The sequence below is a fragment of the Pseudomonas sp. GW823-FHT03E05 genome (assembly GCF_058796855.1).
Map to the genome: position 1 here is coordinate 1,096,788 of NZ_JBXAJB010000002.1, position 14,911 is coordinate 1,111,698.

At 64.2% G+C, this 14,911-nt stretch carries 14 protein-coding genes; 6 read left to right on the top strand and 8 right to left on the bottom strand.

The features are described 5' to 3' along the window. Nucleotides 1–99: 99 nt before the first annotated feature. From AC1RCO_RS12810 to mdaB, 4 genes are all read right to left on the bottom strand, one after another. Nucleotides 100–1,545, bottom strand: coding sequence for a SulP family inorganic anion transporter (locus AC1RCO_RS12810; RefSeq protein WP_011059136.1), 1,446 nt, complete (start codon nt 1,543–1,545; stop codon nt 100–102). Nucleotides 1,546–1,773: 228 nt separating this feature from the next. After that, nucleotides 1,774–3,441: a gamma-glutamyltransferase gene (ggt, locus tag AC1RCO_RS12815; RefSeq protein WP_492617756.1), complete on the bottom strand. Its 1,668-nt coding sequence runs from the start codon at nt 3,439–3,441 to the stop codon at nt 1,774–1,776. A gap of 220 nt (nt 3,442–3,661) precedes the next feature. Beyond that, nucleotides 3,662–4,573: a LysR family transcriptional regulator gene (locus AC1RCO_RS12820; RefSeq protein WP_011059134.1), complete on the bottom strand. Its 912-nt coding sequence runs from the start codon at nt 4,571–4,573 to the stop codon at nt 3,662–3,664. A gap of 67 nt (nt 4,574–4,640) precedes the next feature. Further along, nucleotides 4,641–5,231: an NADPH:quinone oxidoreductase MdaB gene (gene mdaB, locus AC1RCO_RS12825; protein ID WP_015634065.1), complete on the bottom strand. Its 591-nt coding sequence runs from the start codon at nt 5,229–5,231 to the stop codon at nt 4,641–4,643. A gap of 203 nt (nt 5,232–5,434) precedes the next feature. Here mdaB and AC1RCO_RS12830 point away from each other — a divergent pair, with 203 nt between their 5' ends. After that, entirely contained in the window at nt 5,435–5,749 is a 315-nt protein-coding gene (locus AC1RCO_RS12830; RefSeq protein ID WP_011059132.1) for a putative quinol monooxygenase, read from the top strand. A 7-nt stretch (nt 5,750–5,756) separates the two neighbouring features. Here the strand turns inward: AC1RCO_RS12830 and AC1RCO_RS12835 are convergent, their stop codons facing one another. Continuing rightward, nucleotides 5,757–6,521, bottom strand: coding sequence for a sulfite exporter TauE/SafE family protein (locus AC1RCO_RS12835; protein ID WP_065364667.1), 765 nt, complete (start codon nt 6,519–6,521; stop codon nt 5,757–5,759). A 214-nt stretch (nt 6,522–6,735) separates the two neighbouring features. Between AC1RCO_RS12835 and AC1RCO_RS12840 the strand changes: the two genes are divergently transcribed. The 3 genes from AC1RCO_RS12840 to AC1RCO_RS12850 all read left to right on the top strand — a co-directional run bounded on the left by AC1RCO_RS12840 (nt 6,736) and on the right by AC1RCO_RS12850 (nt 8,685). Then, nucleotides 6,736–7,617, top strand: coding sequence for a LysR family transcriptional regulator (locus tag AC1RCO_RS12840; protein ID WP_072442959.1), 882 nt, complete (start codon nt 6,736–6,738; stop codon nt 7,615–7,617). A 56-nt stretch (nt 7,618–7,673) separates the two neighbouring features. Beyond that, entirely contained in the window at nt 7,674–8,249 is a 576-nt protein-coding gene (locus AC1RCO_RS12845; protein ID WP_015634061.1) for an NAD(P)H-dependent oxidoreductase, read from the top strand. A gap of 64 nt (nt 8,250–8,313) precedes the next feature. Further along, a complete protein-coding gene (locus AC1RCO_RS12850) occupies nt 8,314–8,685 on the top strand; it encodes a MerR family transcriptional regulator (protein WP_019095167.1) in 372 nt (123 codons plus the stop codon). 21 nt (nt 8,686–8,706) lie between these two features. Here AC1RCO_RS12850 and AC1RCO_RS12855 read toward each other — a convergent pair whose 3' ends face one another. Further along, nucleotides 8,707–10,110: an amino acid permease gene (locus AC1RCO_RS12855; RefSeq protein ID WP_011059127.1), complete on the bottom strand. Its 1,404-nt coding sequence runs from the start codon at nt 10,108–10,110 to the stop codon at nt 8,707–8,709. 110 nt (nt 10,111–10,220) lie between these two features. Further along, the gene (kynU, locus tag AC1RCO_RS12860; RefSeq protein ID WP_236203631.1) at nt 10,221–11,471 is read right to left on the bottom strand and encodes a kynureninase; all 1,251 of its coding nucleotides are present in this window, start codon (nt 11,469–11,471) and stop codon (nt 10,221–10,223) included. Nucleotides 11,472–11,658: 187 nt separating this feature from the next. Between kynU and AC1RCO_RS12865 the strand changes: the two genes are divergently transcribed. Next, a complete protein-coding gene (locus tag AC1RCO_RS12865; RefSeq protein ID WP_011059125.1) occupies nt 11,659–12,132 on the top strand; it encodes an Lrp/AsnC family transcriptional regulator in 474 nt (157 codons plus the stop codon). Between the two features lie 6 nt (nt 12,133–12,138). Here AC1RCO_RS12865 and AC1RCO_RS12870 read toward each other — a convergent pair whose 3' ends face one another. Continuing rightward, nucleotides 12,139–13,152: an AraC family transcriptional regulator gene (locus tag AC1RCO_RS12870; protein WP_011059124.1), complete on the bottom strand. Its 1,014-nt coding sequence runs from the start codon at nt 13,150–13,152 to the stop codon at nt 12,139–12,141. Between the two features lie 369 nt (nt 13,153–13,521). Here AC1RCO_RS12870 and antA point away from each other — a divergent pair, with 369 nt between their 5' ends. Next, the gene (antA, locus tag AC1RCO_RS12875) at nt 13,522–14,910 is read left to right on the top strand and encodes an anthranilate 1,2-dioxygenase large subunit (RefSeq protein ID WP_492617757.1); all 1,389 of its coding nucleotides are present in this window, start codon (nt 13,522–13,524) and stop codon (nt 14,908–14,910) included. Nucleotide 14,911: the final 1 nt, after the last annotated feature.

Sequence of the window (14,911 nt, forward strand, 5' to 3'; positions counted from 1 at the left end):
TTTCGTAAAGAGGCAGGCTTTGTCGCGAACAGCTAAGTGAAAGGGCGGCTTATGAAAATCGGCAGTGGGTATTTTCATCCACTGCCGCGGTGGCCGATCTCAGTCGTGATGCTCTCGGGCACGCTTGAGCAGCTTCTTGCAGCGCTCGGACAGGTGCAGCACCCGCAACTGCTTGCCGGCCTTGGCATAACGCTCGCGCAGGGTTTTCAGCGCGGCGATGGCCGAGTAGTCGACAAAACTCAGGTGGCGACAGTCGACAGTCACGTGCCGAGGATCGCCCGCCGGATCGAACTGGTTGAGAAACGGCGTGGTGGAGGCGAAGAACAGGGTGCCATGCAGTTGGTAGTGCTTGCTGCCGTCGGCTTCCAGGTGGCTGTCGGCGTACAGCTCGCGGGCCTGCTGCCAGGCGAAGTTGAGGGCGGCAATGACGATGCCGCAGAACACCGCCATGGCCAGGTCGGTGAACACGGTGATCACGGTCACCGCGAGGATCACCAGCACATCGTTGAGCGGCACCTTGTTGATCACCCGCAGGGACGCCCAGGCGAAGGTCTGCTGCGACACCACGAACATCACCCCCACCAGCGCCGCCAGGGGGATGCGCTCGATCAGCGGTGAGAGAAACAGCACGAACAGCAGGATCAGAGCGCCCGCCACCACGCCCGACAAACGCCCGCGGCCACCGGAACTGAGGTTGATCACGGTCTGGCCGATCATCGCGCAGCCACCCATGCCGCCGAACATTCCCGAGACCACATTGGCCGCGCCCAGGGCCACGCATTCACGGTCCGGGTAGCCGCGGCTTTCGGTGATTTCGTCGGTGAGGTTGAGGGTCAGCAGGGTTTCCAGCAGGCCGACCATGGCCATCAGGAACGCATAGGGCGCGATGATGCCCAGGGTCTCCAGGTTCCACGGCACCTGGGGCAGCGCCAGGCTCGGCAGGCCGCCGGCGATGTGGGCCATGTCCCCCAGGGTGCGGGTCGGCAGGCCCAGCAGGTACACCAGCGCGCCGACCCCGAGGATCGCCACCAGGGCCGGTGGCACCGCCCGGGTCAGGCGCGGCAGCAGATAGACGATGGCCATGGTCAATGCCACCAGCCCGGCCATCAGGTACAGCGGCTGGCCGCTGAGCCAGTGTTCGCCGCTCTTGAAATGTTCCAGCTGGGCCAGGGCGATGACGATCGCCAAGCCGTTGACGAAGCCCAGCATCACCGGGTGCGGCACCATGCGCACCAGCTTGCCCAGGCGCAGCAGGCCGAAGGCGACCATCACCAGCCCGCCCAGCAGCACCGTGGCCAACAGGTACTGCACACCGTGCTGCACTACCAGGGCGACGATCACCACCGCCATGGAGCCGGCCGCGCCGGAGACCATGCCCGGCCGCCCGCCGAACAGCGCCGTCAGGGTGCAGATGAAGAAGGCGCCATACAGGCCCATCAACGGGTTGAGGTGGGCCACCAGGGCGAAGGCGATGCATTCGGGCAGCAAGGCAAAGGAGGTGGTGAGTCCGGCCAGGACATCGGCACGCAGACGTTTTGCTTTCATGATTGACCTGATAGACGGACCGGCAGGCGCGGCCCTGGGAAGTGCGGAAAGAAGGCGGGGAATGTTACGGAATTGAGCCGCCTCCGACCAGCCGGCCGTCGGCGCCTGCACAACGAAGGTAGGAGCTGGCTTGCCAGCGAAGAGGCCGCTCGACCTGGCGCCAGGCTTGCGTGCCCTTTCGCCGGCAAGCGGAACGCCGCCCGGCCAGCTCCTACAGGGGTTCAGCGGTTATTTGACGACCTTGCCGACACCGCGGCCGCGTGGGTCGGAAGCGGTTTCAAGCGCGGTGCCATTGACCCGGATCGCCTGGATATCGCCCATCTCCCAACCCTGGTCTTCCAGGGTGTAGCCCATGGTTTTCAGCTCATCGGCGACCTTGCCGGTGAGCGGCGCATAGGCGTCGTAGTAGATCGTGTCCTTGGGCAGCAGTTGGTGATGCACGCGCTGCGCGGCCACGGCCTTTTCCAGGGGCAGGTTGTAGTCATAGAGGTTGTTCAGCACCTGGAAGATCGAGGTGAAGATCCGCGAACCACCGGGGGTGCCCAGCACCAGGGTGACCTTGCCGTCGCGGGTCACCAGGCTCGGGCTCATGGAGGACAGCATGCGCTTGCCCGGGGCGATGGCGTTGGCATCGCCACCCACCACGCCAAAGGCGTTGGCTACGCCTGGCTTGGCGCTGAAGTCGTCCATTTCGTCATTGAGCAAGAAGCCAGCGCCCTTGACCACCACGCCACTGCCGTAATCCCAGTTCAGGGTGTAGGTGTTGCTCACCGCGTTGCCCTGGGCATCGACAATGGAGAAGTGGGTGGTCTGGTGCGGCTCAAGCCCGGGGCGCACTTTCTCGGTAGCCGAGATGGCGTTGGGGTTGACCTCGGCGGCGCGTTTTGTCAGATACGCCGGGTCGGTCAGTTGCTTGACCGGAACATCGGAAAACGCCGGGTCGCCCAGGTAGTCGGCGCGGTCGGCGAACACCCGCTTTTCGATTTCCGCCAGCAGGTGAATGTACTTGGCTGAATTGAGCTCCACACCCTTGAAGTCCGCCGCGCGCTCTTCCTTGATGCTGATCAGCTGCGCCAGGGCCACCCCGCCAGAGCTGGGCGGCGGCGCGGTGTACAGGGTGTTGCCACGGAAGGTCACCTGCAGCGGCTGGCGCCACTGGACCTTGTAGTCCTGCAGGTCCTGCTTGGTGATCAGGCCCTTGTCGGCCTGCATCTGCGCCACCAGCAAGTCGGCGGTCTTGCCGCTGTAGAACTCCTTGGCGCCCTGGTCGGCGATGCGCTCCAGGGTCGCGGCCAGTTCCGGCTGACGGAAGGTCTCGCCCGGTTTCATGCTGCCGAAGTAGTCGCCGAAGTTGGTGGTGCCGTTGAACAGCTTCAACGCATCCTCGCGGTACTGGTACTGCTTGTCGGCCACCTTGAAGCCGTTCTTCGCATAACCCACGGCCGGGGTGATCAGCTCGCTCCAGGGCAGCTTGCCGAACTTCTGGTGCGCCTCCCACAGGCCCATCACCGTACCCGGCACCCCGGCAGCGCGGGCGCCCACCAGGCTCAGGTTCTCGATCACCTCGCCCTTTTCATTCAGGTACATGTTCCGGGTCGCGGCCTTGGGCGCGGTTTCCCGGTAGTCGAGGAAGTAGGGTTTGCCGTCGATGTACATCGTCATGAACCCGCCGCCACCGATGTTGCCGGCCTCGGGGTAGGTCACGGCCAGGGCGAAGGCCGTGGCCACCGCGGCATCCACCGCGTTGCCGCCCTTCTTGAGGATTTGCGCCGCGACATCGGCGCCGTACTGGTTGGGCGCGGCCACCGCGCCGCCTTCCAGGGTCACGGCGAAGGCCGAGCTGCTGGCGGCGATGGCGGCCGTCAGGGCCAGGGTCTTGAACAACAGAATGCGCATAGGTCCTTCCTTTTCTTGTTATTGAACGGCAAGAACCTTAGGCCCGAGACGGGGGGTTGAGCAATCGCCAATCGTGGCACGAACGTCCCAAGCCTCCGCCATGGATAACCGTAGGAGCTGGCTTGCCAGCGAATGCAGTTTCAAGAGTTGCGCAAAACCCGGGGGCCCCTTCGCCGGCAAGCCGGCTCCTACGGGGGATAGGCGGGGAATGGAGGAGCCTTCAGCCCTGGAACTCGGGGTTGGCGTAATCGGCCAGCTTGCCCTGGATGAAATCCAGGAAGCACTGGATGCGCAGGGCCAGTTGCGAGTTGCGGTAGTACACGGCGTTGATCGGCTGGCGATAGCCGCTGTTGAACGAGGCCAGCACCGGTTGCAGGCGCCCGGCGCGGATGTCGTCGATGGTCATGAAGTGCGACAGGCAGGCAATGCCCTGCCCTTCCAGCGCCAGGTGGCGCAGGGTCTCGCCACTGGAGGCGCTGATGCCCGGCTGGATCTGCCAGCGGTCGCCATGCACATGGCGCAGCGGCCAGTGATTGAGGGTCTCGGTCTGGGTGAAGCCCAGCAGGGTGTGCCCGGCCAGTTCGGCCACGCTCTGCGGCGTACCGTGGCGGGCCAGGTAGTCAGGGCTGGCGAGGATGTGCAGCGGGCTGCAGCCCAGGGAGCGGGCATGCAGGGTGGAATCCGCCAGCACCCCGATGCGGATGGCGATGTCGGTGCTCTGCTCCAGCAGGTCGATGATCAGGTCGTTGCTGTTGAGCTCCAGCTGGATATCCGGGTACAGGCTGCGGAACTCGGCCACGTAGGGAACGATGGCATGCAGCATGAAGGGCGATGCGGCGTTGATCCGCAGGCGCCCGGACGGGTTGCGCTGGCGCGAGGACAGGCGCTCTTCGAGCTCGTCCATCTGATCGAGGATCAGCTTGGCCTGTTCGAAGAAGTAGCGCCCTTCCTCGGTCAGGTCCATGCGTCGCGTGGTGCGGTTGATCAGCGTGGTGTCGAGCTTGGCCTCCAGCCGCGACAAGCTGCGGCTGACCGCCGAAGGGGTCTGGGCCAACTGCTCGGCGGCGGCGGAAATCGAGCCGCACTCGATGACACAGACGAAGACTTGCAACTCGTCGGATCGGGCTTTCACATGAGTCCTCTGGCGGCAGCGGGGCGAGATCGCCCCTGAATTTCAAGGCACTCAATAGTAGCCGGATTCAGCCCGGCAGATTGAACACTGCCTTGAGGTGTTCCTCGTAACGCTGCACATCGCCTTCGATGTTCGGGCGTTTCATCACGTCCACGCAGAGAAAGGTTGGCAGGGCGCTCATGCCCAGGAACTGGTTGGCCTTGTGGAACGGGAAGTAGACCGCGTCCACGCCCTTGGCCTCGAAGAAGTCGGTGGGATCGTCGAAGGCTTGCTGCGGGGCGTTCCAGGTCAGCGAAAGCATGTACTGCTTGCCCTGGATCAGGCCGCCGCTGCCGTACTTCTGCGAGGCATCGGAGCGGGTCCGGCCGTCGCTGGCGTAGAGGCTGCCGTGGCCTTCGGTGAAGACTTCGTCGATGTATTTCTTGACGATCCACGGCGCGCCCATCCACCAGCCGGGCATCTGGTAGACGATCACGTCGGCCCAGAGAAACTTCGCCACTTCTTCCTGGATGTCGTAGCCCTCGTCGATATGGGTGACCTTGACCTCCAGGCCGCCACGATCCAGTACCGCCAGGGCGGTGTCGTGCAGGGTCGCGTTGTAGCGGCCATCGGAGTGGGCGAATTGCTTGGCGCCATTGAGCAGCAGTACTTTTTTCATGATCCAGCCTCATCGGGAACAACCCGTTGCGCATCGATGGCGGCGGGCTGTAAAGATTGAAAACGATGGCGGCAGGTTAATCAGGCCAGGGCCGGAGAATAAGCCCGGGTTGTTCAAAATACATTTGACTCAAACGCACGAATCAGTGGTGGATTGTTGCCTTAGAATTTTTGCCGACCTCCCCATCAGCAAGAGTGCTCCTTATGCCCACACCCCAGGCCTTCATCCTTCACGCCAAGACCCGCCCGGAACGGGCTGATGCCTTCGAGGCGTTCTTTCTCGGCCATGTAGCCGCCAGCCGCGCTGAAGCCGGCTGCATCGAATACCACATGCTGCGGGACCGACAGGACCCGAGCCTGTTCATTTTCTACGAGGTCTGGGCTTCCCAGGAGGCGCTGGATAGCCACTCCAGCCTGCCGCACATGCAGCAGTTCCTCGACGCGCGCATGGACTACCTGGAGCGCGACTTCGAGATCCGCGCCATCGACATGCTCAGCCCGGCCGCGGCTGGCCGCTGAGCAAAAGCTAGCCGCTGATCAGCAAGTGCCCGCCCAAGAGGCCCATGCCGACAAAGAACACCCGCTTGAACAACTGGGCGCTGATGCGCTGGCGCAACCACTGCCCCAGCCACATGCCCAGCAGCGCCGGGGCCAGGGTCAGCAGCGAGGCCCCCAGCTCGGCGCCGCCCAGGGCGCCGCGCCACAGCAGGCCGCCGGCCAGGGCCAGGGTCGAGACGGTGAACGACAGGCCCAGCGCCTGCACCAGCTGATCCTTGTTCAGCCCCAGGGCTTGCAGGTAGGGCACCGCCGGAATCACGAACACCCCGGTGGCCGAGGTGATGACCCCGGTGACCAGCCCGCACAGCGGCCCCAGCCAGCGCTCCTGGGCCGCCGACACTCGCAGGGTCGGCAACAGCAAGCCGCTCAGGGCATATAGCAGTAGCGCCGCCCCCAAGCCCCGCACCACCCAATGCCCGGCGTCGATTCCCAGCCACAGGGAGCCGGCGGCGGTGCCGGCAAAGATCGCCAGCAGCATCGGCCACAGGCGCTTGAGCAAGGCCGGCAGATGCCCGCCAAAGGCCAGTTGCCAGAGATTGGTCAGGGTCGCCGGGATAATCAGCAGGGCCGCAGCCTGCGCCGGTGCCATAGCCAACCCCAAGAGGCCCATGGCAACGGTGGGCAGGCCAAGACCGATCACCCCCTTGACCATGCCGGCCAGCACAAAAGTGCCGATCACCAACAGGGAAAGGGCCATTCCGAGATTCTGATAAAACGCGAGCGAGCTGTTCATGGGCCTATCCTGCGCCCTGCCCGCCCTGCTGAAAATCTGCCATATACTGAGCCAGCCTCTTGCCCGGCAATAGGCACATACAAAAACCTATTGCCCGTACCGCCCCAGGAGCTGGCTTGCCAGCCAAAGCGATTTCGAGATTTGCGCAGAACCCAGCGGCCTCTTCGCCGGCAAGCCGGCTCCTGCAAAAATGACGCTCCCCGAGAGATGCCCCATGCACTTCGACCTGATCGACCTGCGCCTGTACCTGAACATTCTGGAGGCCGGCAACATCACCGCCGGTGCCGCTCGCAGCCACTTGTCGCTGGCCGCCGCCAGCGCTCGAATCCGCGCCATGGAGGCCTCGCTGGGCATCGAGTTTCTCGAACGCGGGCGTCGTGGCATCCGCCCGACAGCCGCCGGCAAGGCCCTGGCCCAGCATGCACGAACGCTGCTGCTGTACGCCGAGCACCTGCAGCAGGACCTTGGCGAATACGCCAGGGGGGTCAAGGGCCAGGTGCGCCTGTTGTGCAACACCACCGCACTCAGCGAGTACCTGCCAGAGCTGCTGGCAGACTTCCTGCACAGCCAGCCCCATGTCGATATCGAGCTGCAGGAGCTGCCCAGCCAGCGCATCACCCACGCCCTGCGCCAGGGCGCGGCGGACCTGGGGATCGTCTCCGATGCGGTGGACACTCAGGGCCTGATGACCCGGGCCTTTCGCGACGACCCACTGGTGCTGGTGATGCCCCCGGACCACCCCTTGGGTGCCCTGGCGGCCCCCAGCTTCAGCGACAGCCTGGCCCACGACTATGTCGGCCTGGCCAGCCACAGCGCCCTGGCGGTGTACCTGGAGGAACAGGCCCTGCATCTGGGCCGGCGCATGCAGTTGCGCATCCGCGCCGAAGGCTTCGACGCCGTGCTGCGCATGGTGGCCCGCGGCGCCGGGCTGGCCCTGGTGCCCCTGGCGGCCCTGCAACGCAACCTGCACCTGGCTCTGCAAAGCCGCCCCTTGAACGAGGCCTGGGCACGCCGCCGCTTGCTGCTGTGCGCCCGCGACTTCAACGCCCTGCCCCTGTATGCCCAGGGCTTGTGCCGTGCGCTGCTGGAGCCTTGACTCTCCCCTTAGGGGCAGACTTTAGCCTTGGGGTTTATTCCTCAAGGACCACGGCAATGAGCAAACGCATCCTGGTGATTCTCGGCCACCCTTCGCGCCACAGCCTGTGCGCGGCATTGAGCGAGCGCTACGTGAAGGCGGCGCAGGAAGCCGGCCATGAAGTGCGCCAGCTCAGGCTCGGCGACCTGCATTTCGACCCGGTGCTGCGCGAAGGTTATCGCCAGATCCAGCCCCTGGAAGAAGACCTGCAGCAGGCCCAGGCCGACATCCTCTGGGCCGAGCACCTGACCTGGGTCTTCCCCATCTGGTGGGGCGGCATTCCGGCGCTGATGAAGGGCTTTCTCGATCGCGTGCTGCTGCCGGGCTTCGCCTTCAAGTACCGCCCCGGCAAAGCTTTTCCGGAGCAGCTGCTAAAGGGCCGCAGCGCCCACCTGCTGGTGACCATGGATACACCGCCCTGGTACTTCCGCTGGTTCTACCGCATGCCCGGCTTGCAGCAGATGCGCCGCACCACCCTGGCCTTCTGCGGCATCAAGCCCTTGCGCACCCTGACCTTCGGCCCGGTGCTGGACGCCAGCCAGGAACGCCGGGCCGACTGGCTGCTGCAAGTGGAGCACCTTGCCAGGCAGTGAAAGCGCCGGATAATGCGCAACGCCGTCCACCGCCCGACGACCCGGTACTGGAAAAGGAGCCTTCATGTACATCGGCCAAGCCGCGCAACTGTCCGGAACCACGGTCAAGAGCATCCGTCATTACGAGGCCATCGGCCTCTTGCCCGAAGCGCCACGCCAGGGTCGCTACCGCCTGTATGACGCGCAGAGCGTCGAGCAACTGATATTCATCAAGTGCGCCCAGCAGTTGGGCTTCAAGCTCAAGGAACTGCAGCAGGTGTTCGCCACCCACCAGGGGCAGGCCTTCCCCTGGGACCGGGCCCAGGCGGCCCTGGCGCAGAAAAAGCGCGAGCTGCAACAGCAGATCGAGGATTTGCAGCAGTTGCAGGGCCGGCTCGAACTGTTCGAGACCAGCCTGCAACAGGCGCGAGAGGAATGCCCCCTGGGCAGCCGCTAGGACCGCCCGGGCGGCCTTGCTTCAGACCTCCGACAAGCCGGCGACCACCCGCGGCTTACGAAAGCACAGGTAATAGACCAGGGTCAGCAACAGCAGGAACGGCACCCCGAACACCAGGGTCATCTTGAACGCCTCGGTGAAGAAGGTGGTGATCATCACCGCCCCCATCAGCACCAGCCCCAGCAGGGTGCTGTAGGGAAACAGGCGCATGCGGAACGACAACTGCTGCTCGCCGTGGCGCTGGTGATAGCGGCGGAAGCAGTAGTGGGTGAGGAAGATCATGAACCAGGTGAAGATCGCGCCGAACATCGAGATCGCCATCATCAGGGTGAACGAACTCTCGGGGTACAGCACGTTGACCAGGGTCGCCAGGGCGATGCCGGAGCTGGACAGCAGCAGGGCATTGAGCGGAATCCCGTTCTTGCTCAGGGCCCCCATGGACTTGGGCGCATAGCCGGCGCGGGACAGGCTGAACATCATCCGCGTGGTGATGTAGAGCTGGCTGTTCATCGCCGATAGCGCGGCGATCAGGATCACGAAATTCATCACCCCGGTGGCCCCGGGAATACCGATGGTCTGCATCACCGTGACGAACGGGCTCTGGGCCTTTCCGGCCTGGGCCCAGGGCACGATGGCCAGCATCAGCGCCAGGGTCAGCAGATAGAACACCACCAGGCGCACGATGGTGGCGCGAAAGGCCTGTTTCACCGCGCGTTGCGGGTCCTTGGCCTCGCCCGCCGCCACCGCGATCATCTCCACGCTCAGGTAGCTGAAGATCGACACGATCACGGCAATCCACATGCCTTCGAAACCGTTGGGAAAGAAGCCGCCGTGAGCGCTGTAGTTGTGCAGCCCGTAGTCGGGGTTGCCAGAGCCGAACACCACGTACACCGCCAGGATGATGAAGCCGACGATGGCGGCGATCTTGATGGTGGAAAACCAGTATTCGAAGTTGCCGAAGGTCTTCACGCTGATGCCGTTGAGCACGATCAGCACGCTGGAGAAGGAGATGATCCACACCCACTCCGGAACGTTGGCGAACCAGTACTTCATGTACATGGCGATGGCCGTGACTTCGGCACCCACCGCCAGCACGATGGCCGCCCAGTAGGCATAGCGCACCAGGAAGCCGGCCAGCGGGCTGACGTAGAACTCGGCGTAGGCACCGAAGGAGCCGGAGGTGGAATGGGCCACGGTCATTTCCGCCAGGCAGCCCATCAGGATCAGGGTGATCAACGCGCCGATGGCGTAGCTCAGCAGCACGCTGGGGCCGGCATAACCGATGGCGTAGGCGCTGCCCATGAAGAGCCCGGTGCCAATGGCCCCGCCGATGGCGATCATGCTCATCTGGCCGGCGGTCAACTGCCGCCTGAGGCCGTGCTCGCGATTGGATATCGCTTCGAAACCCTTGTTGGAGGTGGTCACTTTGAGTGCCTCTTTATTGTTGTGTGCACGTATAAATCGTTGTGACGGCCCGTCCTTGTGCCGCTGGCCTGGTCGCCGCACAGGGCGGCAACCAGGGGGTGAAACACACCTCAGGTCACGCTGTGGCGCACCTGGAATTGCGCCTGGGCCCAGGTTTTCTGGTCGAGGATTTCACCGAGGATCTGCACCGCGTCCCATACCTCGCTGAAGCGGGTGTACAGCGGAGTGAAGCCGAAACGCATGATCCGCGGCTCGCGGTAATCGCCGATCACGCCCCGGGCGATCAGGGCCTGGATCACCGCGTAGCCTTCGGGGTGCTCGAAGCTCACGTGGCTGCCACGCTTGGCATGCTCACGCGGGGTCACCAGCTTCAGCTCGTGACCGACGCAGCGCTGCTCCACCAGCTCGATGAACAGGTCGGTCAGCGCCAGGGACTTGCGCCGCAGGCTCTGCATGTCGGTCCGTTCGAAGACTTCCAGGCCGCATTCGACCATGGCCAGAGAGGTAATCGGCTGGGTGCCGCACAGGTAGCGGGCAATGCCGCTGGAAGGCTCGTAGCGGGTGGCCATGTCGAACTGCCGGGCATGACCGAACCAGCCGGACAGCGGCTGGGTAACCAGGTCGCAGAGCGCCGGAGCGACCCAGGCGAAGGCCTGGGAGCCGGGGCCGCCATTGAGGTACTTGTAGGTGCAGCCGATGGCGTAGTCGGCGCCGCTGCGGCCCAGGTCCACCGGCACCGCACCGGCCGAGTGGGCCAGGTCCCAGATGCTCAGGGCGCCCGCCTCGTGGATCAGCCCGGTGGTCGCCTGCATGTCGTGCATGTAGCCGGTCTTGTAGTTGACGTGGGTCAGCAGCACCACCGCGGTGTCCTGGTCGATGGCCGCCGGCAGTTGTTCCGGGCTGTCCACCAGGCGCAGGGAGTAACCCTGCTGCAGCAGCTGCGTCAGGCCTTCGACTATGTACAGGTCGGTAGGAAAGTTGCTGCTTTCGGAGACGATCACCCGCCGCTGGGGCGCACGTCCGGCCTGGACCTGCAGGGCGGCGCTGAGGACCTTGAACAGGTTGATGGAAGTGGTATCGGTGATGACCACCTCACCAGCACCCGCACCGATCAGCGGCGCCAGCCGATCCCCCAGGCGCTGGGACAGGTCACGCCAGCCGGCCGTGTTCCAGCTGCGGATCAGGCCCTCGCCCCACTCTTGCTCGATCACCTGCCGGGCCCGCTCGGCAGCGGCCACGGGGCGGGCACCAAGGGAGTTGCCATCGAGGTAGATCACCCCTTCGGGCAGGCTGAACTGTTGGCGCAGCGGCGCCAGGGGGTCCTGTTCATCGAGACGCAGGCAGTGGTTTTTATCGATCATTGGCAGTCCTGTCTTGGTCAATGTCATGCCCACCGGAAGGGGCCGGGCACGGGGTCCTGGAAACCCGAAAACTTGAGAAATAATGGACGAAGGCCGGGAGAATTTTCGTGCAAAGTGCAGCGCGCTGTCGTACTAATCTCGAATAAAATTCTAATCCTCCAATAAAAAACGCGGATTTATGCCAACCATGACCCTCGACTCCACGGACCTGCGCATCCTCTACTTCCTGCAACAGGACGGGCGTATCAGCAATCAGGAACTGGCGGAGAAAGTCGCCCTCTCGCCCTCGGCCTGCCTGCGCCGCCTGCGCCTGCTGGAAACGGAGGGGATCATCAGCGGCTATCGCGCCCAGCTCAATGCCGAGCGCCTGGGCATCGAGCTGGAGGCGATCGTCCACGTATCCCTGCGCCAGGACGTGGAAGGCTGGCACGAGACCTTTATCGGCAAGGTCCAGCAGTGGCCGGAAGTGGTGGCCGCCTACGTGATCACCGGCGCCAGCAACTACGTGCTGCGCATCCAGGCGCGCAACCTCAAGCACTTCTCGGATTTCATCGTCAACCATCTGAACCGCGCCTCGGGCGTGACCGACATCCGCTCGGAAATCGTCCTGCAGAAGATCAAGGAACAGAACAGCCTGCTGGACCTGGTGCAGCGCAAGTAAGGCGTCCTAGAACCCGGCCGGGCGCCGCGCGGGGTGACGCTGGGCAGTGACGCTCGGGGTTTCGTCGAACAGCTTGCGGTACTCGGCGGAGAACCGCCCCAGGTGGGTGAAGCCCCAGCCCAGGGCAATCTCCGAGATGTTGCGCGCCGAGCCGTGCTCGAGTATTTCCTGGCGCACGCCATTGAGCCGGTGGCGCTTGAGGTAGGCCATGGGCGACAGGGCGAAGTACTTGCGAAAGGCCTCGAACAGCTTGAAGCGCGAGACGCCGGCGGCGGCCTCCAGGTCTTCCAGGTGCACGGTCTCGCGGGCATGTTCATGCAAGTGCTGGCGGGCCCGTACCAGATAGTGGGGCAGCTTGACCCCGAGCATCGCCCGCAACTCGCTGGAATAGTTGTTGGGCTGGGCCAGGATCAGGCCCTTGATCAATGAGCTTTCGATTTCCCGGGTGAAGGCCAGCTGTTCATAGAGCTCGTTGCCCTGTGCCAGTTCGCCGATGAAATGCTGCGCCATGCGCCACCATGCCGCGGCGGCACCGTGCAGCGCATCCATGCCGGGCTCGAAACGCAGCGGCTCCAGCACCGGGCGCTGCAACAAGCCTTCCAGGGCCTCGCTCATGGCCGGCCGGGAAATCACCACCTGCAGCTTGCGACAGTCTCCGGAGATGGCCAGCACCTGGCTTTCGTTGGGGGCGATGATCACCCCCTGGCCGCGGTCCGAGCGCAAGAGGCGCCCGTCCTTGCTCAGTTCCTGCTCGCCGCACAACGGCAGGCTCAGGCTGTAGCTGCTGAAGCGCTCGGTGTCCTGGATATCCACCACCACATCGGTGCCGTATTCGATGATGCCCAGGGTCGTGGAACGGGACCTGAGCACGTTGGCACTGTGGTGGAACCGAATGCGTTCGGGGTTGGCGGTTTCCAGGCGGTGAGGCCCACAGATTCCCGCCATCCAGTTCCTGGCCCCTTCAAGGTCAAAGCGATCGATACGAATCTCGCGAAACTGCCCATCAGCCTTGCTATTCATCACGGCGCACCCACGGCAATTTTTATTCAGCGCGCTCTGACGGCGCGTCTTGTATGACAGGGCAAGTTTTGCGCCAGCCGACGGCGCTGCCAACCCAGTGGATAGCAATCGTCGACTAAGTGGATAACCGGGCCCCATCACCCTCATTGGCTGCGCTCACAGTAGCCGATCAGCGCACCAACAGGCAGCCATCCATCGCTTGCCTGCACGATGCTGGGTAGATGCTACCCAGGGGCCTGCTGCTCCATGCCTTGCCGGGAACGGGCAATTTTGTGGATGACCTTGGCCGACTAAGCGGATAGCCGAAGGCCCCCTCCCCTCTCTCTAATGACTGCACCCGATTGGCCTGAATAAAAAAGGTACCGACTCATGAGTGGTGCAAGAAACGTCGAGCAGTGGCAAGACTTCATCGGCAGCTGCCTGGATTTTCGTCCCGCGGACGGGGTGTTCCGTATCGCCCGGGACATGTTCACCGAACCCGAGCTGTTCGACCTGGAGATGGAGCTGATCTTCGAGAAGAACTGGATCTACGCCTGTCACGAAAGCGAGTTGCCCAACAACCACGACTTCATCACGATGCGCGCCGGGCGCCAGCCGATGATCATCACCCGCGACGGCGAGGGCCGGCTCAATGCCCTGGTCAACGCCTGCCAGCACCGCGGCACCACCCTGACCCGGGTCGGCAAGGGCAACCAGTCCACCTTCACCTGCCCCTTCCATGCCTGGTGCTACAAGAGCGACGGGCGCCTGGTGAAGGTCAAGGCGCCAGGGGAATACGACGAGGGCTTCGACAAGGCCACCCGCGGCCTGAAGAAGGCCCGCATCGAGAGCTACAAGGGCTTCGTCTTCATCAGCCTGGACGTGGCCGCCGACAATTCCCTGGAAGACTTCCTCGGCGACGCCAGGATCTTCTTCGACATGATGGTCGCCCAGTCCCCCGACGGTGAACTGGAGGTGCTGCCGGGCAAGTCCGCCTACACCTACGACGGCAACTGGAAGCTGCAGAACGAGAACGGCCTGGACGGTTATCACGTCAGCACCGTGCACTACAACTACGTGGCCACGGTGCAGCACCGCCAGCAGGTCAACGCCGACAGCGGCGCCGGCAGCAGCGCCACCCTGGACTACAGCAAGCTCGGCGCCGGCGACGCCAGCACCGACGATGGCTGGTTCGCCTTCGAGAACGGCCACAGCGTGCTGTTCAGCGAAATGCCCAACCCGGCGGTGCGCTCCGGCTACGCCAGCATCATGCCGCGCCTGGTGGCCGAGCACGGCCAGGCCAAAGCCGAGTGGATGATGCACCGCCTGCGCAACCTGAACATCTACCCCAGCCTGTTCTTCCTCGACCAGATCAGTTCCCAGTTGCGGATCATCCGCCCCATCGCCTGGAACAAGACCGAGATCATCAGCCAGTGCATCGGGGTCAAGGGCGAGAGCGACGCCGACCGGGAAAACCGCATCCGCCAGTTCGAGGATTTCTTCAACGTCTCGGGCATGGGCACGCCGGACGACCTGGTGGAGTTCCGCGAGGCCCAGCGCGGCTTCCAGGGGCGCCTGGAGCGCTGGAGCGACATCTCCCGCGGGCGCCAGCACTGGGTCAGCGGGCCCACCGCCAACAGCGAGAACCTGGGCATCCAGCCGGCCATGACCGGCACCGAAATCACCCATGAGGGGCTGTACGTCAACCAGCACCGCAACTGGCAGAAATTCCTCCTCGACGGCCTGCAGAGCCGGCCCCTGAAACTGCGTGAGGTGTAAG

Bases quoted from the DNA above. Each gene is read 5' to 3' on its own strand.
- AC1RCO_RS12810 (WP_011059136.1), bottom strand. From the start codon at position 1,545: ATGAAAGCAAAACGTCTGCGTGCCGATGTCCTGGCCGGACTCACCACC.
- ggt (WP_492617756.1), bottom strand. From the start codon at position 3,441: ATGCGCATTCTGTTGTTCAAGACCCTGGCCCTGACGGCCGCCATCGCC.
- mdaB (WP_015634065.1), bottom strand. From the start codon at position 5,231: ATGAAAAAAGTACTGCTGCTCAATGGCGCCAAGCAATTCGCCCACTCC.
- AC1RCO_RS12830 (WP_011059132.1), top strand. From the start codon at position 5,435: ATGCCCACACCCCAGGCCTTCATCCTTCACGCCAAGACCCGCCCGGAA.
- AC1RCO_RS12835 (WP_065364667.1), bottom strand. From the start codon at position 6,521: ATGAACAGCTCGCTCGCGTTTTATCAGAATCTCGGAATGGCCCTTTCC.
- AC1RCO_RS12840 (WP_072442959.1), top strand. From the start codon at position 6,736: ATGCACTTCGACCTGATCGACCTGCGCCTGTACCTGAACATTCTGGAG.
- AC1RCO_RS12845 (WP_015634061.1), top strand. From the start codon at position 7,674: ATGAGCAAACGCATCCTGGTGATTCTCGGCCACCCTTCGCGCCACAGC.
- AC1RCO_RS12850 (WP_019095167.1), top strand. From the start codon at position 8,314: ATGTACATCGGCCAAGCCGCGCAACTGTCCGGAACCACGGTCAAGAGC.
- kynU (WP_236203631.1), bottom strand. From the start codon at position 11,471: ATGATCGATAAAAACCACTGCCTGCGTCTCGATGAACAGGACCCCCTG.
- AC1RCO_RS12865 (WP_011059125.1), top strand. From the start codon at position 11,659: ATGACCCTCGACTCCACGGACCTGCGCATCCTCTACTTCCTGCAACAG.
- AC1RCO_RS12870 (WP_011059124.1), bottom strand. From the start codon at position 13,152: ATGAATAGCAAGGCTGATGGGCAGTTTCGCGAGATTCGTATCGATCGC.
- antA (WP_492617757.1), top strand. From the start codon at position 13,522: ATGAGTGGTGCAAGAAACGTCGAGCAGTGGCAAGACTTCATCGGCAGC.